Genomic DNA, 18,584 nt, shown 5'->3' on the forward strand with positions numbered 1-18,584 from the left:
AACAAAAAACCGCCTTGGTGCTGTTCGCACCAAGGCGGGTCACTGACCTAAACTTTACGCTTTGAACTTGCTTAATTGATCATCAAGCGGTTTCGTTTGGCTGTATACCTGCTTGTAAATCGCGAAAAGCTCTTGATACACTTTAACTTGATCCTGACGAGGGGAAATGACTTCGTCGACTTCAACGAATTTGTCCGCACATTCGCTGAAATCGCTAAACCATCCGCAGCCAACCGCTGCGATCATCGCAGCCCCCATACCCGGACCTTGCTCACTTTTCAGACGAAGCACTTCCGCACCGAATACATCCGCCTGCATTTGAAGCCAGGTTGCGTTCTTGGCACCGCCGCCAATGCTGACGATTTGCTCCACCTTTTTACCGCCTTCGCGGAACAGCTCAACCGATTCGTTCAAGGAGAACGTGATACCTTCCATGACCGCTCGTCCGAAGTGATCCAGCGTATGTGTAGCGTCCATTCCGATGAAGCTGCCGCGGATGACGCTGTCCGCGTGAGGCGTCCTCTCGCCTACCAGATAAGGTGTAAACAGCAGTCCATTCGATCCTGCAGGAATATTGCCGACGTTGCCCAGCAGTTGATCGAACGACTTATCCGGCGCAAAGGTTTGGGCAAACCAGCTCAAGCTGTATCCCGCCGCAAGCGTTACGCCCATCGCATAGAATGTATCCGGACGGGAGTGGTTGAAGAAGTGCACTTTCCCCCGGTAATCGGTATTCGCGTTTTGTTCGAAACCAAGAACAACGCCTGAAGTACCGATGCTGCACATGTAAGCTCCATCTTGAATAATACCTGATCCGAACGCACCGCAAGCATTGTCTGCGCCACCTGCAAACACCTTCGTGCTGGCGCTTAGTCCTGCTTCTTTCGCGAATGCCTCCGTCACGGTACCCGTTTGATCAACGGATTGTACGACTGGCGGGCACAGTTCCATTGAAATACCGAACGCACCGCAAATATCTCCGCTCCATTGCCCCTTCTCTACATCGAGCATCAGCGTACCAGCCGCATCGGATATATCCATCGCGACTTCGCCCGTCATCGCCAGACGCACATAATCCTTTGGCAGCAGGAACAGCTTTGCCTTCTCATACAGCTCAGGCTCATTCTCTTTTACCCATAATATTTTGGGCAGTGTAAAGCCTTCCAATGCACGATTACGGGCAATATCCAGCAATCGATCCCCCAGCTTGGCTTCAATCTCCCGGCACTGCTTCGTCGTGCGGGTATCGTTCCACAATATCGCGTTACGCAGCGGCTTTAAATTCGCGTCCAACAGTACCAAGCCGTGCATTTGCCCGGAAAAGCTGATTCCCTCGACCTGATCGGCTGTCACACCGGAGCTGCTTAGCAGCTTACGAATAGATAACGCCGTTTGCTTAACCCAATCTTCGGGATTTTGTTCATTATAGCCGGATTTCGGCTGTAAGAGTTCATATGCTTCCGTTGCGGACGCGCAGACTATGCCGTTTTGATCCACAAGCAGCGTCTTCACGGCACTCGTTCCTAAATCTACACCAATGACATATTTCAAGGCTTAACCCTCCCAAACGAATCCATATTTTTTTCATCTCATAAAACAGGTCCGACCTGAGAGGCCAGACCTAGATGTGTATTGGTTTTACTATGAAATTAGTTGTTGAAAATGTATTCGTTCAATACGAAGCGAATTCTTTCCAAACGGCCGGATACGTTTTGAATCGGATTGTTTTGCAGCGCGTAAGCTTCCAAGCTCTTGAAGTCCGCTTTGCCCGCAACGATGTCGGCACCGATGCCGCTCTTGAAGCTGGCATAACGCTCATCAATGATGCTTTCGAATACGCCGTCTTCAATTAATTTCGCAGCGACTTTTAAGCCTTTTGCGAATGTATCGATACCTGCGATATGAGCATAGAACAGGTCGATTGGCTCGAAGGAGTTTCTGCGAACCTTCGCGTCGAAATTCACGCCGCCGGAACCAAGACCGCCGTTTTTCAAAATTTCATACATTGCAAGAGTTACAGAATGAATGTCTGTAGGGAATTCATCCGTATCCCATCCGAGCAGCAAATCGCCTTGGTTCGCATCGATCGAACCGAGCATACCGTTGATTCTTGCCACACGAAGCTCATGCTCGAACGTATGTCCAGCCAGCGTAGCGTGGTTCGCTTCCAGATTCAGCTTGAAGTGATCCTGCAAGCCGTATGTTTGAAGGAACGCAATCGTAGTCGCTGCATCGAAGTCATATTGATGCTTAGTAGGCTCTTTCGGTTTCGGCTCAATAAGGAATTGTCCGGTGTAGCCGATTTCCTTCGCATAAGCAACCGCCATATGATAAAAACGCGCTAAGTTGTCCTGCTCCAGCTTCATGTCCGTGTTCAACAAGGATTCATAGCCTTCTCTTCCGCCCCAGAACACATAGTTCTCGGAACCAAGCTCAAGACCTGTCTCCAGCCCCTTCTTCACCTGTGCAGCTGCATAGGCATACACATCCGCGTTGGAAGTTGTAGCGGCACCGAATGTGAATCTAGGATTCGTAAACATGTTTGCTGTGTTCCACAACAGCTTCGTTTTGCTGGTTTTCATATATTCTTTAATCATGGCAACGATGACATCAAGGTTTTTGTTCGTTTCCTGCAGCGTATCTCCTTCAGGAGCAATATCGCGGTCATGGAAGCAGAAATAAGGAACATTCAGCTTATCATAAAATTCAAAAGACGCTTCCACTCTCGCTTTCGCCAAATCCATGCCTTGTAAGCGATCCCAACTGCGAACTGCCGTACCCGAACCGAACGGGTCTCCGCCGTCTGCTGTGAACGTATGCCAGTATGCTACCGCGAAGCGAAGGTGCTCTTCCATCGTTTTGCCTGCAACCACTTCACTTGGGTTGTAATATTTGTAAGCTAGCGGATTTTGGGTGTCTTTACCTTCGTATTGAATTTTTCCGACTTGATCAAAATAAGCCATTTCATTCATCCCTCCGGATCGAAATTTGTTCACTTCGTGAATATGTTTGGTAAACCGTGTTTCTATACGTATTGTAGCACGGCAAACTTTGTTTGTCGATAAAACGAACTAAGTTATGCTATAATTTTTTTAACCTGCATGATATGATGATTTTCATAATTCCCTTTTTTGATAAAGAACGGCGGAATTCGATAAAACGGCCGTTTCACTCGTTTTTCTATGACAAGTTATCTATCTATTTTCCAACTAAACCTATCAATTAGTCAGAGGTGTTCCTATGAAGCTCACCGGCGATCAGCATATGATTAAACGTATTAATAAAGCCATCGTTCTCGACATCATTAAACAAGACGCCCCCCTTTCCCGGGCTGAAATTTCCGTCAAATCCGGCCTGAACAAGGCGACTGTTTCCTCCTTGGTGGCAGAACTTATCGACGAGCATCTCGTATTTGAAACAGGACTTGGCGAATCGAGCGGCGGAAGAAAACCGATTATGCTGCTGTTTAACGAAAAAGCGGGCTATGCGATTGGCATGGATCTCGGTATCGAGTATTTATTAACGGTGGTAACAGACCTTTCAGGACAAGTGGTACAGCAATATGAAACGCGATTAAAGGACAAATCGCCGGATTCGGTCATCGCTCAAATCCTCGAAGTATACGAGCACACCGCACAGAACCTGCCGCCCAGCCCTTACGGCTTGATCGGTTTAGGCATTGGAGCTCCGGGCATTGTTGACAGCGAAGGCACGATCCTGTCCGCACCCCACCTGCGCTGGAAGAAAGTCCCTCTGCAGAAACGGCTCGCTGAAGCCATTCCGAAGCCTGTGCTTGTCGATAATGAGGCCAACACCGGAGCGCTTGGAGAATACCGATTTGGCATCGGCAGACAAAGCAGCAATCTCATTTTTATTAGTGTGGGCCGAGGAATCGGAACCGGCATCATATTGAATGGTCAGCTGTACCGAGGCGTCACCGGATTTTCCGGGGAGATGGGTCATACGACGATCCGGGAAAACGGCCAGCCATGCCCTTGCGGCAATCAAGGCTGCTGGGAGCTGTACGCTTCCGAAAGCGCGCTCTTGGAGCATGCGGCTCAGCACTGGCCGAATGAGACGGTTACCGTGCCCCTGCTGCTGCAAAAAGCAGAAGCCGGGGACGACGAAGCAGTCCAGTGCCTGCAGCAATTTGGCCGTGATCTGGGCATCGGTCTGGTCAACATCGTCAATACATTCAATCCCGAGAAGATCATTATTGGGAAGCAAATCGCAGCTGCTGGAAAATGGATTCATCCTTCGCTGAAACAGGTCGTCAAAAGCCGAAGCTTGAGCAGCCATTATAACGATGTGAACATTGAATATTCCGCGCTCGAGACGAAAGCTTCTGCCATCGGTGCAGCCTCGCTCGCCGTGCAGCAATTTTTCATGCAAGCCTCTTAAGCTGCTCTATATTACATTAGTCAAGGTGTCTTCTCATTCGATGGAGAGGACACCTTTTTCTATGTCTTTCATAGACATCTCCTTCCTCCGTCTGCAGTGCCCACAGCATTTTTGCCCGTTTTCCCTGTCCTAGGTTTCATGTCTATGGCAAGAGATATGCCTCTGAATATGATGAATTGAACTGTGGAGAAAAAGAGGTGAACTCATGCATAAAGTACTGCACGCACCTATTGAAATTGCAGGGCAGGTCGGACTCATCTGTGAATATTTGAAGAAGCTAGGACACCACGCAGTAGGTTACAACTACTTCCAAACCTACTTGAATTATGAAGGATCCATCATTCACACAGACTTATATCAACTGCAAAAGCTTTTTGATGCCGCCCTTCATCACTTCAACATCTTTCATTTTCATAACAGCTATACCTTCTTTTCCGACTTTCGGGATTTGCCGATGCTGAAGGATGCCGGTATTAAAATGGTCATGCATCACCGAGGCAACGATGTGCGTTTTTCGGATAAAGCACGAAAGGGCGACAGCTATTCGAACCCCTACGCTTATACCGGATCTTCTTTTCCTGACGCTGCAATACATCACAATTTGCAGCAGTTTTCCAAATACATGTCTGCCGTTATCGTGCAGGACTACGAGCTCTACCATTATGTGAAGGACTACTACCCGAAGGTACATGTTCTCCCCCGCTTGATCGACACCGATAAACTGAAGCCGATTTATCCTCATTCCGATCTAAAAAAACCACTAATCGTTCACGCACCTACGGACCGAGAATTCAAGGGAAGCGAATTTATTGAAAAGGCGATATCCGATCTGAAGGAAAAATACAGCTTTGAGTACGTAAGAATTGAAAACAAAAGCCATGAAGAAGCCAAACGGCTGTACCGCGAAGCAGACCTGGTCATCGATCAAATCCGCTGCGGCGCCTTTGGCAATGTGAGTGTGGAAGCGATGGCGCTCGGTAAACCCGTCGTCGCTTATATTCGGGAAGATTTAGTAGATACCTATCCCGGCAAGCTGCCGATTGTTTCCGCCAATCCCGATACCATCAGAAGAGTGCTGCGGCGTTTGATCAAAAACCGCGACGAGCTTCACGACATTGGACGGAGAGGCAGAAAGTACGTGGAGAAGCATCACCGTGCCGACATCGTCGCCAAGCAGCTGGTCGATATTTACGACAGCATCACGGATTAGAATTGAACAGGAGGGAAAACAATGGGCTTGTTAACCGCCGAATCACTCGGCGTGAATAATCATATTGCCTACTGTAGTTACATGAAGTCGCCCAATAGCTCACATTTAAGACAATGGTCAGCATCCGATCTGGAGAGTTATTTATTTTATATGGAGGGCGGAGCCAGAAAAGATGTGCTGTTCGGGGGGATTCTTTTTGAAGCGGACCAATCCGCGGATGGCGTCGCGATATCTCCACGCTCCATCGGATTGGGGAAGCCCTCGAAGCTGCATGCATGGGAACAATCGCTTGAGCAGCTCTTTGCACCGGGTACGCAGATTGACGCACTGCTTTGCTTATCTCAAAGCATCCCTTCCGATCGTTACGTAGATATTTGGATCGCACTTCCATATCCGATGGTGCTCGCGAAGGAAGACTTCGGCCAAATTCAAGGCAAGACGCTGAACTTTTCGATTTCTCAGGCGGATCGCCTTGAAGCGGTAAAATGGTGGTTCGAACAGGTGCTGAAGCGTTATCGGCTTGCTGAGCAGAAGTATCCGCAGCAGCGCTGCAGACTGCAGGGCTTCGTATGGACGAAAAGCTTTCTGGACATAGGCGATAAAGAATTGATCTGCGCTTTAAGTCCATTCGTCAAAGATCGCGTCAAGAACTGGCTTTGGCTGCAAAATTACGGGACAACCGATGCAATTAAAGGCAAGGAATGGGGATTTTCCGGCGTATTTACAAGACCTACCTTTCTGCAATCGGAGCTAAGAGGAAAACAATGGATCAAGCACGCTGTCAAACTATCCTCTAATTATGTATTAGGCATGGTTCTGTGGGCCGATCAACGCTGGTCAACGACGCAATTAAAGGAACTTCTGGAAGCTGGCCGTGATCATTTCCAGGATGCGCTCCAGATTTACGATATTTTTACGGGAGCCTCCTCCCCGCAGCTCGCTTCGCATCCCAACTATCAGGATCTGTACGCCTACATTCATCATCAGGATATGAACAGCGAAGATCTAAAAGGAGGACACCAATGAAAATACTTCATGGGCCAATCGAGATTGCCGGTCAGATGGGGATTATCAGCAGCAGACTTAGACAGATGGGGCATGAAGCAGAGGCTTTTAATACCTTCCATTCTTATTTAGGTTATAGGGAGCGAACACACAGTCTCGACGAATATGAATTGGAATGGAAATCACCGGAGATCATTCACTACTTTGACTTATTCCATTTTCATTACAACGCCTCTCTCACATCCGGCTATAGTGATTTAAAAATAATTAAGGACTTGAACAAACCGATGCTTATGCATTACTGGGGCAATGATGTAAGAACGCACGAATTAGCAACAAGAAACAATCCATACGCCTACACCGGCGATTCGCCGCCTCCCGAGCAAATTGAAAAAAGTCTAAAGACCGTTACCTCCTATATTGATTATGCCGTAGTGCAGGACTACGAAGTATATCCTTATGTGGCTGACTACTTCAAAAAAGTGTATGTTCTCCCGATCACCATGGATGTGCAGAGCGTGCAGACGTTTTATCCCGACGAAGAACAAGAGGTTCCCCTCGTCATTCATGCTCCTACGAATCCGTTATTTAAAGGGACAGAATATGTCGAGAAAGCCATATCTGCGCTGCAGCAAGAGGGAGTGAAGTTCAACTATAAGCGCATCGAAAAAATGAGCAATAAAGAAGCGATCAGCATGTATCAAAAAGCCGATATCGTTGTCGACCAAATCTTATGCGGTTCGTATGGGATGCTGGCCGTCGAATCGATGAGTCTGGGCAAGCCCGTTGTCGGCTATATTCGAGAGGACCTGGTCGATCAATTTTGGGATGTTCCTCCGATCTGTTCTGCAAATCCGTCACGCGTATATGAGGTGCTGAAGGAACTGATACAAAATCCGAAGCTTCGCAGACTAAAGGGGCAGGAAGGTCGAAAATACGCCGAGACCTATCATGATATCCGTGTTGTCTGTACACAGCTTTTAGACATCTATAAAGAAATCGGAGCACCCATTTAACGCTTTCGCAAGGAGGTGTATATTCAAAATGGCTGATACCTACAACGTCTTTCACAGCCCTGTGGAAATCGCCGGACAAATGGGTATGCTGGTTAAAGGGTTGAGACAGTACGGCCATAAGGCATTCGGTTATAACACCTTCCGCACCTTTCTGAACTATAGTGATCATTTGCAGCATACAGACTTATCCAATGTCGTAGGCGAGTACCACAAATATAAGAAGAATATCGATATTTTTCACTACCACCTCTCGGCCACTCTGGACAGTCATTACGCCGACCTAGATGAAATTGTTAAGATGGGCAAAAAAATGATTATGCATCATTGGGGCAATGATGTCCGGATAGAAGCCGCGAGCAAAATTCTCAGCCCTTTCCTTGGCGATCCATGCAATCCCTGTACCGATCAGCTCATGATCGAGAAGCTGAAGAACATCAGCTCCAGAATTAAAACGGCGATCATTCAAGATTACGAGCTCCACCCTTACGTGCGGGATTACTATGAGCATATCTTCATACTCCCATTAGCCTACGATGCCGAAATGGTCGTGCCTAGTTATCCGGACCCAAACAAGAAAGTCCCCTTAATCATTCACGCACCCACACAGCCTTCTTTCAAAGGAACGGCGTTTATCGAAGCTGCACTGACGCATTTGAAGCAAAAAGGAATAGCTTTCGAATATAAGAGAATCGAGTATCTCAGCAACGCTGAAGCCCTGCAGCTTTACCGCCAGGCGGACATCGTTATCGACCAGATTTTAGTCGGAACTTATGGAGTCTTCTCTGTGGAAGCGATGGCGCTGGGCAAACCGGTCGTCTGTTATATTCGAGAGGACTTATTAAATACGTATCCGTATCCGCTGCCTTTTATCCAAGCCAATCCGATTACGTTAGCCGATCAACTCGAACGCTACCTCACGGACGGAGAGCTGCGACACACTGCAGGCCGAAAAAGCAGAGAGTACTGCCTGAAAGTCCATGATCTGAACGTAGTCATCCCCCGTCTGCTGGAAATCTACCAATTTGTAATGAATACGTAGTCTATAGGAAAGGAGTCAAGTTCCATTGGCCTATTTTCTTCCGCAAGCCTCAGGATATCTTAATCCGATCGTCCATGTCCGCTGCGGTCTGCATCCATATAAGGAACGATCTGTGACACTGGGTGAATCCGTCTTGTCTGTTTATGTGCGGGATTCATTGCATTCCAGCGGAAGGACGTTGTTTCGAAGCTTCTTATTCTCTCCGCTCCGTACCGCAAACGGCACATTTCTAGACCCGTTATACAGAGGCTTTACCGAACCCGGCAGCGCGCTGGAATGGAGCGAATGGATGCTGGAATTGTTTAAGCCGGGCTTCAATCTGCCAGCCCTTTCTCATCTCACTACACAGCATGAACTTAGCAATCCATTGGATATATGGGTCACTTTGCCCTATCCCGATCCCTGCCAGCGAAGCTTTCAATTAGGAAGCGAGTCGCCTTTAGATTTCACCCAAGTGAATGACCGTTTAAAAGCACTCGTCTGGTGGATTGATTTATTTCGCTTCAACTGGGCTCATTGCGGAATTCAGCGTCAGCTGCGCTTCAAAGGTTTTCGCTGGCCGATGGATAGTTTGCTAGAAGCCGATGTGGAACTAGTAACCCGACTAGCGAAGGAAATTCATCACAGATCCTCAGACTTCATCTGGGTAGCCAATTACGGCACCAATTACGTGATGGATTGGCAATCACTCGGGTTCGATGCAGTCATCGTTAATCCTAATTATTACGGAAACAATGATTTAAGCAAAGATTGGATCCAAAATGCAAAGGTTTTTGCTCATTATTATCGGCTGGGCCTGCAGATGAACTACGGAAAAGGACTCATATACGATGACCTGCATATTTATGAATATTTGCAGGCTGGGAACCGTGAGCCATCTTTAATAGGAAACCAAGCCCTCGTTCTCTTTCATTTTGAGAATACGGATTTATATGAAATCGCTCAACAAAACCCCACACTCTATCTCAACATCAGTCAATGTATTCAGCAGCTATCATCTTCGAAAGATTAAAATGAACTTCATAGAAAAGATGGCAAGTTACCAAGGTATACTTTCGATGTAAAAAAAAAGAGCAGCATCCGTGTGTCATTTTCACCCACGTGATTGGCTCTTTTTTTAATGCTATGAAAACTTGTTACAAGGTAACGAGAACCGACTCAGTCGATGATTATGGCGCAGGACGGCTCTCGTCTTTATTTGAACGTTTATCCGTTTTTCAGAACATCCTCATAGATGCTGATCAACTGTCGTCCCACTACTTTCATATCATGATAGCTTTCCGCGAATTTTCGCGCTTCTATTCCGATTTGTCTGCGCATCTCGCCTTGCGTGAGTAAATTCTTTAATACAACGTATAACGTATCCGGATTGGCATTACTGATCGGAGGCTTGACGCTGTACATTCCCATTAAATCGTCTCTAACATAAGTCACAACCGGTTTTCCTAAGGCCATCGATTCCGTACACAGCAAACCATACGAACCCGTTAGCATCTGGTCAATGACTACGTCCGCAGTGCGATACATCTGAATAGCCTGTTGATTGCTCATTTGTTCAATTCTTTGATAACGAAAAGGAATTTCCTTTTGCAGCTGGGCAATTACCTTTTCAATCACTGGTGTTCCCTTAAACTCCGGATTCGTCGGCGCATGAATGACAAGCGGATTTTTTTCTCCAGGATCCGGGTATTGAGGCAGAAACTTTGTCGTATCCACGATGACCGGCAGAACATGCACCTTCTTATAATAAGGCTGCACATAAGGCAGTACTTCATAATCTTGAACAATAGCAGTGGAAATGTAAGCTCCAATTTTACTCAGCTTTTCGCGGATTTGATCTTCCGGAGGGCTGTCCCCCGTATTGACATACGGATTGTTGCGCTTTGCAATGCTGGGCATTCGAACATCGTTGCCCCAATGATGCATAAGCGCCTTTTTCCCTTGATTTCGGATCAATTCAAGATCTTGATAGTCCCACATCGACGTCGAAGAGTAATGAAAATGAAACAGATCGAAATAAGGAATGGCTTGATCCATGACGTTCAAAATTTCAAAGCCGTCTGCAATCATTACATTTTCCTTATAACCAAGCACCGTATGAAAATAATTGTATCCGAAAGCTTCATGTCCGTAATGCTTCGCCGCTCCGCAGAGCGCTCCGATCTGGCCTGCCAGCTCGATAGGAAGATGGACGATTTTCATGTTCTTCACCTTACCTTAAATGTGATATGAAAGCAGTTTCGTTCTTTACACTCGTATGCGTGTGTGGGACAGCTCGTGATTGCGACCGGCAAAAATAGTAGTTTGTCTGATTACAATTCAGTTTTGTCCAACATAAGCTGTACGGTAACGATGATATGGAAAGGTGTGAGAATTTTATGCTCAAAACATCTTCGGAAGGGTACCTATCCTCCCAGCAAGATGGATTTCGCAACCACCTCTGCGTTCTACCTTGCGGCGGAGTCACAGATCATGCCGTAACGAATTGGACTGCTGACGTTCTAAAATACTATGCTTCCTATATCATTAATGGCAGCCCCGCCGATTGGATGTTTCACGGCTTTATCTTCACGCCGGTGTCCGTTCGTAAAAACCGCTATATTTATCCGAAATATGCCGCCTTTGGTACTTTAGGTGACCTCACAGATTGGCAGGAATGGCTGAATCAATTGTTTCTTCCTGGCCAGAACCTCCATGCGCTTCACGAGGCAGCTGCTGGCAAAGCACTCGACCTCTGGATGACCGTCCCTTACCCATTTTTGCATCAGCAAAACTTCGGTGTCGTAGGGGGCAAGTTGCTTCATTTTAATACAGTCGAAGACCGATTGGCCGCTGTCAAATGGTGGATTGATCAATTTCTGATTCGCTGGAACGCCGCAAAGCATCTGTCTGACCGATTGATTTTTCGCGGTTTCGTTTGGCAAAGGGAAAGTGTGTTTGATTTCGATGAGAAGCTTGTATTGGAGACGAATCTGTATATTAAAAGCAAAGGATTTCATAGAATGTGGCTCCCTTTTCATGGATCGTATATGTGTTTGAAATGGGACCAACTGGATTTCGATGCCGTTGTCACCCAAGCCAATCTTTATGGAAACTCCGTAAACAATATGTATTGGATTGAATCATGTGCGAACTATGCGAAGCATTTTCATACAGGAATTCAAATCATTGGTGGAAAAGGAGTTCTATACAAGGATACGGATCTATTAGATTACTTTAATTTCGGTCTTCCCGATCGTTCCAACTATATGAAGTCAGCCTTTCTCGTCTACCAATTTCCCGGACAAACATTAAAAGAAATGTACGAAAATCGAATCGTCGATTATATCAGGCTGTATACGTTTATTAAGGGGCTTTATTCCAAAATAAGCTATCCAGGGATGCCTTACGTCTAATATAAACTCAGAGTAATCAAAAGGAGGGCATGACGTGGGTGCTATTCAAAAAATCCTGATCCTCGCACCTCATACGGATGATGGGGAATTAGGTTGCGGAGCTACGATCCACAAGTGGGCGCGCGAAGGCAAAGAAGTTCATTATGTTGCATTTTCAGCTGCAGAAGAATCTGTACCTTCCTCATTCCCAAAGGATGAATTACGAAGGGAAGCACTTCAATCCACCATGACACTTGGGATTCCGGCAACAAACGTAGAGATACTAAAATATCCTGTTCGAAAATTTACTGAATACAGACAAAATATTCTGGAAGACCTCATTCAGAAAAGAAAGGATTTACAACCGGACTTAATCCTGCTGCCGTCTCTTCATGATATTCATCAGGACCACCAAGTTGTGACAATGGAAGGAATTCGTGCTTTCAAACTCTCCTCGATCCTAGCTTACGAACTGCCATGGAATACGCTGACCTACGATCATACTTGTTATTCCATTGTCGACGAAAAAGACCTTGATAAAAAATATGAAGCATTACAGCACTATAAGACGCAGCAGCACCGCGCTTATTTTGACAAACAGTTTATTTACGGTTTGGCAAAGACAAGGGGCACCCAATACAGTGTTCCTTATGCGGAGTGCTTTGAGGTGATTCGATGGGTCGTCTAGACGGCAAAAACGAAAACAAGCGAACAGAACTTATGACAAAGGTTAAAGTCTCATGGCTGGCTGATCAGCTAAAGCTTCCACTCATCGGTTCCGATTTGCACATTGAAAGGGTCCGGCCGCTTACAGCTTTAGCTGAAGGCTCTCTATCCTTTGCCAGTTCCCCACTTTTGGCGGGTACAACTCCTTATCAAGTTGCTGTCATTGGTCCGGCCGAAGCTGCTGCTGATCACATCACCGTACTCGTATCAGATACGCCGAGACTTCACTTTGCTCTTGCACTGCAGCTCTTGTCACGGCAGGTCGGTTTCAGAGAAGAAACGGAAGAAGCGCGTATCCATCCCAGTGTCAAAGTCGGGAAGAACACGTTCATTGGGCGCGGTGCCGTGATCGGTGAGAACACCGTCATTGGCCATCATGTCGTCATTGAAGATGGTGTTTCAATCGGACGGAACTGCTGGATTAAATCCGGTGCCGTGATCGGTGAGGAAGGTTTTGGATTTGAACGAGATCTGGACGGTATACCCATGCACATGCCCCATCTGGGTTCAGTACGGGTTGAAGATGACGTGCAAATTGGCAGTTTGAGCACCGTATGCAGAGGAACGCTGCAAGATACGGTCATCGAACGATATGCCAAAATCGATGACCATGTCCATGTCGGGCATAACTGCCGCATCGCAGAAGGAGCCATGCTGACGGCTGGGACGATACTCGGTGGAGGCTCGGTGATTGGCAGGTATGCTTGGCTAGGTTTGAACGCCTCAACACTGCAAAAAGTGACCATCGGTGACCATGCGTACATCGGAATGGGCGCAGTTGTTATTCAGAACGTAGGGGCACATCAAAAACTGTTCGGCAATCCTGCCAGAGTGATTTCGAAATGATAGGAGGGCTTCATTATGGAAAAAAATCAATTACGAACGATTTTCTCGGAAGTATTATCGATCCCTGAGGAGCAGGTTATCGATGAACTGGAATACAACAGCATCCCTGAATGGGACTCCGTCGCTCATATGGCGCTCGTCGCCGCAATCGATGATGCCTTTGATATTATGGTGGATACTGAGGATGTGATTGATTTTTCGAGCTACAAGAAAGTGAAAGAGATTTTAAGAAGCAAGTACGGAGTCGATTGCTGATGCTTTTGGAAGAAAAAATCGCATGGGTCACCGGAGCTTCAAGAGGCATCGGGCAAGCCGCGGCGGTTGCCCTCGCAGCAGAAGGAGCCCATGTCGTAATCAGCGCCAGGAAGATGGAGAACTTATCGGAAACCTCAGAACGAATCAAGTCATTGGGCATGAATCCTCCTCTGCTCCTGGCCTATGATGTATCCAACCGCGGCGAAACGAAGGAAGCACTCTCTTCCGTTCAAAAAGCGTACAAGCGTCTAGACGTACTGGTGAACAACGCGGGCATGCTGGAAAAAGCCATGTTGGGGATGATTACTGAGGAGTCTCTTCATCGAATGTTCGCTGTCAATCTCTATTCGGTGATATTTCATATGCAGTACGCTTCAAGACTTATGATGCGTCAGAAATCCGGTTCAATGATTAATATCAGTTCTATTCTAGGCCGCTTTGGCAGCCCTGGATATGTTGCCTACAGCGCGAGCAAAGCGGCCCTGATCGGCGCATCGAAATCCGCAGCCAAAGAACTAGCGCCTTCCAATATCAGAGTGAATGTCGTAGCCCCTGGATTTATCGACACGAATTTGATCCGTCAGTTCCCCGCAAAAACCATTGACGAACAAATTAAATCGATCCGTATGGGGAGAATCGGAGATCCAACGGATGTCGCATCGATGATCGCTTTTCTCGCTTCCGATCGTTCAGCATATGTTACCGGGCAAGTCATCGGAGTTGACGGGGGGATGATCGTATGAGTTTCTGGCATATAGACGATGTCATTGGAAATTCAGCCGTTATAGAACAAGCCGAAAGCCAAGCATGGAGCTATGCGGATCTTTCCCGCTCCTCGTCTGACTTAAAGCGGCAACTATCCTTTCAAATCAAATCGTTGGGATTTGTCTTTTGCAGAAACACATTTGGTGCGCTAGTCGGATACTTGGCAGGACTGCAAAGCGGCCATACCATCACCCTGCTGGACGCGTCCATGCATGATCGGCTGCGGGAACAACTGATCAAGGAATATCGCCCGGAATGGCTTTGGCTTCCTAAAGATAGCAGTCTACCTGCGCATTATCGGATCCAAGGCGACGCATTCGGTTACATGCTGATGCTTCGAAATGAATCAAGCCGGCCGGAGGCGCCTGAAATTCACCCTGATCTGGCTTTGCTCCTCTCCACCTCCGGAACAACCGGCAGTCCAAAGATGGTGCGTCTGTCCTATCACAATTTACAAGCAAACACCGAATCGATTGCGACGTATTTAGAAATTGCTTCGTCGGAACGGCCTATTACAACACTTCCTATGCAATATTCTTATGGATTATCCGTCATCAACAGCCATCTGCTTCATCATGCAACGCTTCTAATGACTGAGGCCAACTTAGTCAGTAAATCGTTTTGGGACTTTTTTCGAGAGCATGGGGCCACCTCGTTAGCAGGTGTCCCTTATGTTTATCAAATGCTGCACAGATTGAATTTCGAGCGGATGTGCAAGTCGCTCCCCACGCTGCGCACGATGACACAGGCCGGAGGCCGATTAGACGAAAAACTGCAGCACTACTTCGCCGATATCGCATACGCGAATCAACTGCGATTCTTTACGATGTATGGACAAACGGAGGCAACAGCACGAATCAGCTATGTACCGTATGACAAAATCAAGGAAGGCATCGGCTCCATCGGCATTCCGATCCCGGGAGGCACATTAGAGATTGATAAGGAATCCGGGGAACTGGTTTATTCCGGCCCCAATGTGATGATGGGATATGCTTCGAACCGCGCGGATCTAGCTAAAGAGGACGAACTGAAAGGACGGTTGCTCACGGGAGACATCGCTCGCAAAGGTGAGAACGGATTTTATTATATTGTGGGAAGAAAGAAGCGATTCATTAAGGTTTTAGGCTTGCGAATCAATCTTGATGAAGTCGAACGACTAGCGGAACAAACGAACGGCGAGGCGTGCTACTGTATGGGTGATGATACAAACTTGGTGATTGTCATTCGCAATGAGACCAGCCGACAAAAGATCAAGACCATGTTAACGGAAGTGTATCATCTTCATCCGTCCGTATTCCGGATCGCTGTCCTTGAAGACATTCCCCGTCTAACGACAGGTAAAGTAGATTACCACGCATTATATGAAAGGGTGAGAGAATGAATATTGAAGCTTTAATTTCTCAAAATCCTTACAAGCTACGTCGTTTGCAAAAGAGAAAGCTGCTTGGAGAGCTTTTGTGTGAACTCACTGAATTCCATCAATCGCGCAGCGAGCCCTATCGTAAATTATTGGCCGCCATTCCCAGCAGATGGGAGACGGTGCAGGACATCGAATCCCTTCCGATGCTCCCTGTGCGTCTATTTAAGCAGCATGAGCTGAGGTCCGTCCCTCGGGAATCAGTCATCAAAACGTTAACCTCGAGCGGAACGACGTCACAAGTGGTCTCTCGCATCTTTTTGGATAAAGAAACGTCCGTACTGCAAACAAAAGCTCTTGTGTCCATTATGTCTTCGTTCGTTGGGAATCAGCGCTATCCTATGATCTTCGTAGATTCCAAGGATGTCATCAAGGATCGCACCTCCTTCAGTGCACGCGGCGCCGGGCTGTTAGGTCTATCGTTTTTAGGCCGCAGCCACTTCTACATGCTGGACGGGGACATGAATATTCAGTGGGATGCGCTGAAGCAGTATCTAGATGATCATAAGGATGAGAACATCTTGTTTTTCGGATTCACATTTATGGTATGGCAGTACTTCTATCTCCAGGCTGCAGAACAAGGGATACAGCTTCAACTCCCTGGTAGTATGCTCATTCACAGCGGAGGTTGGAAAAAACTGATCGATATGGCGGTAGACAATCAAACCTTCAAGGACCGTTTAAAAGATCAGCTTGGAATTCAAAAGGTGCATAATTTCTATGGCATGGTCGAGCAGATCGGTTCCGTGTTCGTCGAGTGCGAAGAAGGACATTTGCATGCACCCGATTTTGCGGATGTCATGATTAGAGACCCCCTCACGTTGGAAGTCTTGCCTGCAGGCCAATCCGGATTAATTCAGACATTAAGCATCCTGCCTAGAAGTTATCCCGGTCACAGCTTGCTGACCGAAGACTTAGGGACTATTTTGGGTGAGGACGATTGCCCCTGCGGACGACATGGTAAATACTTCCAAGTCCATGGACGTCTCCCGGCCGCAGAGCTGCGCGGCTGCAGTGATACGCATGCCTTTGAGGAGGTAAGCCGCACATGAACATTTTGCTACCCGCTCAAACGGATAAACCTTGGCAAGAATATGCAGCAGAAATTGCCGAATCTACGCCCCTCTCCCCCTTTCATCATCGTTCGATGGAATTTATATCTGAAGTATCGAGACGAATCTTGTTAGACCGAACGTTCCGCGGATTTCCGGAAATGATGGCAATGGCCCATTGGATGCGCAAATCGCATCTCAAGCAGCTGCAGCATGCGTTTGAAGCAAAAGCAGGCAAGCGTATCATTGTCCCCCGCGGATCGGCTTTTCATCTTGCACCATCCAACGTGGATACGATTTTTTTATATTCATGGTTTCTCTCCCTGCTCATTGGCAATGTCAATATGATTCGGCTGTCGACCAGACGAACAGAGCAGATCCAAATGTTGATCAAAGTGTTGAATGATACACTGTCTAACCCCGCATTTGCTGAAATTAAGAAAAGAACCTTGATCGTCAGCTACGATCATGACGATACCGTTACACAGCTGTTTTCCTCCTTATGTGATGTCCGATTAATATGGGGCGGAGATGACACCATACGCAAAATTCGCAGCATTCCTCTACCGCCGAATGCCACAGAGCTCTGTTTCACAGGCAAGTTTTCCATATGCGCGTTGAACGCTGCATCCATCGTAAAAGCTGATGGCGAGGAATTGAAAAGAATCACGAAGCTTTTCTACAATGATGCTTTTTGGTTTGATCAATTAGCCTGCTCATCTCCAAGACTCATTCTCTGGATTGGCAGCAATGAAGAGATTGAACAGGCGAAAAGCATATTTTGGACATCGCTTACCGAATGGCTCGAACAAAGAACGCTCCTTTGGGGACCGGAGGTTGGTGTAACCCGAATGGTTACCGGTTATTCGTATGCGATGGACGGCAAAGGAGACCAGCTGTCCACCTCCGGCACGAGTCTGCCATATCGCGTACACATTGCATCCTTAAGCGAGGAAATAAGGGATGAACACTGCGGCGGAGGACTATTTCTTGAAACAGAGCGAACCTCCTTGGAAAGCATATTGCCTGAACTTACTAGAAAAGACCAAACCTTAACGGTATACGGCTTTGACCGTTCCGATTTGCTTTCCTTCGCAGGCAAGCTTGGAGGATATGGCATTGATCGAATCGTCGATATCGGTCAGGCGCTTGAGTTTCAACCCATATGGGACGGTTACGACCTCATGATGTATTTAACGAGAGAGATTAACGTGCTGTAAGCGATGAAACGTGACTCCGCAGTCGGTTAACAAGGATCACCATCAAGAAAAATTGAACTGCACCCCAATCGTGTTAGACACACTCTAACCTTTGGAGGTGCAGTTCAAAAATTGTGGCGGTTCATTATTGAAGAAAATCATAACCACCCGTCCAACGGGTGGTTTGCTCTGGGGGTATAACCCCCTGTTGCCAAACTGCGCCTAAAGACGCTAGCCTGACAATAAAATTGTTCAGGCTCAGTGTAATTTGTCGCTTTC

At 47.1% G+C, this 18,584-nt stretch carries 17 protein-coding genes; 14 read left to right on the top strand and 3 right to left on the bottom strand.

Going from position 1 to position 18,584, the window contains the following annotated elements:
- Positions 1 to 54: 54 nt before the first annotated feature.
- Positions 55 to 1,551: a xylulokinase gene (xylB, locus tag ACFPXP_RS13555; RefSeq protein WP_379894809.1), complete on the bottom strand. Its 1,497-nt coding sequence runs from the start codon at positions 1,549 to 1,551 to the stop codon at positions 55 to 57.
- Between the two features lie 98 nt (positions 1,552 to 1,649).
- The gene (gene xylA, locus ACFPXP_RS13560; protein WP_379894811.1) at positions 1,650 to 2,963 is read right to left on the bottom strand and encodes a xylose isomerase; all 1,314 of its coding nucleotides are present in this window, start codon (positions 2,961 to 2,963) and stop codon (positions 1,650 to 1,652) included.
- Positions 2,964 to 3,240: 277 nt separating this feature from the next.
- Here xylA and ACFPXP_RS13565 point away from each other — a divergent pair, with 277 nt between their 5' ends.
- The 6 genes from ACFPXP_RS13565 (at position 3,241) to ACFPXP_RS13590 (ending at position 9,683) form a co-directional block, all read left to right on the top strand.
- Entirely contained in the window at positions 3,241 to 4,401 is a 1,161-nt protein-coding gene (locus ACFPXP_RS13565; RefSeq protein ID WP_379894813.1) for an ROK family protein, read from the top strand.
- A gap of 205 nt (positions 4,402 to 4,606) precedes the next feature.
- Positions 4,607 to 5,611 carry a glycosyltransferase family 4 protein gene (locus ACFPXP_RS13570; protein ID WP_379894814.1) on the top strand — a complete coding sequence of 335 codons (1,005 nt, stop codon included), beginning with the start codon at positions 4,607 to 4,609 and terminating at the stop codon, positions 5,609 to 5,611.
- A gap of 21 nt (positions 5,612 to 5,632) precedes the next feature.
- Positions 5,633 to 6,637: a DUF4855 domain-containing protein gene (locus ACFPXP_RS13575; protein ID WP_379894815.1), complete on the top strand. Its 1,005-nt coding sequence runs from the start codon at positions 5,633 to 5,635 to the stop codon at positions 6,635 to 6,637.
- Positions 6,634 to 7,632 (top strand): glycosyltransferase, encoded by a 999-nt coding sequence (locus ACFPXP_RS13580; protein WP_379894816.1) that lies wholly within the window; start codon positions 6,634 to 6,636, stop codon positions 7,630 to 7,632. The genes ACFPXP_RS13575 and ACFPXP_RS13580 overlap by 4 nt, the downstream gene beginning before the upstream one ends.
- A gap of 28 nt (positions 7,633 to 7,660) precedes the next feature.
- A complete protein-coding gene (locus tag ACFPXP_RS13585; protein ID WP_379894817.1) occupies positions 7,661 to 8,671 on the top strand; it encodes a glycosyltransferase in 1,011 nt (336 codons plus the stop codon).
- Between the two features lie 25 nt (positions 8,672 to 8,696).
- On the top strand, positions 8,697 to 9,683 hold the full coding sequence (locus ACFPXP_RS13590; protein ID WP_379894818.1) for a DUF4855 domain-containing protein: 987 nt from the start codon (positions 8,697 to 8,699) through the stop codon (positions 9,681 to 9,683).
- 194 nt (positions 9,684 to 9,877) lie between these two features.
- On the opposite strand, the gene ACFPXP_RS13595 is transcribed toward ACFPXP_RS13590, so the two are convergent.
- Positions 9,878 to 10,873: a glycosyltransferase gene (locus ACFPXP_RS13595; protein ID WP_379894819.1), complete on the bottom strand. Its 996-nt coding sequence runs from the start codon at positions 10,871 to 10,873 to the stop codon at positions 9,878 to 9,880.
- A 176-nt stretch (positions 10,874 to 11,049) separates the two neighbouring features.
- On the opposite strand from ACFPXP_RS13595, the gene ACFPXP_RS13600 reads away from it, so the two are divergent.
- The 8 genes from ACFPXP_RS13600 to ACFPXP_RS13635 are packed head-to-tail and all read left to right on the top strand — an operon-like array spanning position 11,050 to position 18,326.
- Positions 11,050 to 12,066, top strand: a complete 1,017-nt coding sequence (locus tag ACFPXP_RS13600; RefSeq protein ID WP_379894820.1) for a DUF4855 domain-containing protein — start codon at positions 11,050 to 11,052, stop codon at positions 12,064 to 12,066.
- A gap of 34 nt (positions 12,067 to 12,100) precedes the next feature.
- Entirely contained in the window at positions 12,101 to 12,733 is a 633-nt protein-coding gene (locus ACFPXP_RS13605) for a PIG-L deacetylase family protein (protein ID WP_379894821.1), read from the top strand.
- A complete protein-coding gene (locus ACFPXP_RS13610) occupies positions 12,721 to 13,617 on the top strand; it encodes a DapH/DapD/GlmU-related protein (RefSeq protein WP_379894822.1) in 897 nt (298 codons plus the stop codon). The genes ACFPXP_RS13605 and ACFPXP_RS13610 overlap by 13 nt, the downstream gene beginning before the upstream one ends.
- A gap of 15 nt (positions 13,618 to 13,632) precedes the next feature.
- Positions 13,633 to 13,872 carry an acyl carrier protein gene (locus ACFPXP_RS13615; RefSeq protein WP_379894823.1) on the top strand — a complete coding sequence of 80 codons (240 nt, stop codon included), beginning with the start codon at positions 13,633 to 13,635 and terminating at the stop codon, positions 13,870 to 13,872.
- A complete protein-coding gene (locus tag ACFPXP_RS13620) occupies positions 13,872 to 14,615 on the top strand; it encodes an SDR family NAD(P)-dependent oxidoreductase (RefSeq protein WP_379894825.1) in 744 nt (247 codons plus the stop codon). Before ACFPXP_RS13615 ends, ACFPXP_RS13620 begins: the two co-directional genes overlap by 1 nt.
- The gene (locus ACFPXP_RS13625; RefSeq protein ID WP_379894826.1) at positions 14,612 to 16,018 is read left to right on the top strand and encodes an AMP-binding protein; all 1,407 of its coding nucleotides are present in this window, start codon (positions 14,612 to 14,614) and stop codon (positions 16,016 to 16,018) included. Before ACFPXP_RS13620 ends, ACFPXP_RS13625 begins: the two co-directional genes overlap by 4 nt.
- On the top strand, positions 16,015 to 17,106 hold the full coding sequence (locus ACFPXP_RS13630; RefSeq protein WP_379894827.1) for a LuxE/PaaK family acyltransferase: 1,092 nt from the start codon (positions 16,015 to 16,017) through the stop codon (positions 17,104 to 17,106). Before ACFPXP_RS13625 ends, ACFPXP_RS13630 begins: the two co-directional genes overlap by 4 nt.
- Positions 17,103 to 18,326 (top strand): acyl-CoA reductase, encoded by a 1,224-nt coding sequence (locus ACFPXP_RS13635; protein WP_379894829.1) that lies wholly within the window; start codon positions 17,103 to 17,105, stop codon positions 18,324 to 18,326. Before ACFPXP_RS13630 ends, ACFPXP_RS13635 begins: the two co-directional genes overlap by 4 nt.
- The last annotated feature ends 258 nt before the right edge of the window (positions 18,327 to 18,584 follow it).

Origin of the sequence: Marinicrinis lubricantis (assembly GCF_042658665.1) — a bacterium.
Lineage (GTDB): Bacteria > Bacillota > Bacilli > Paenibacillales > KCTC-33676 > Marinicrinis > Marinicrinis lubricantis.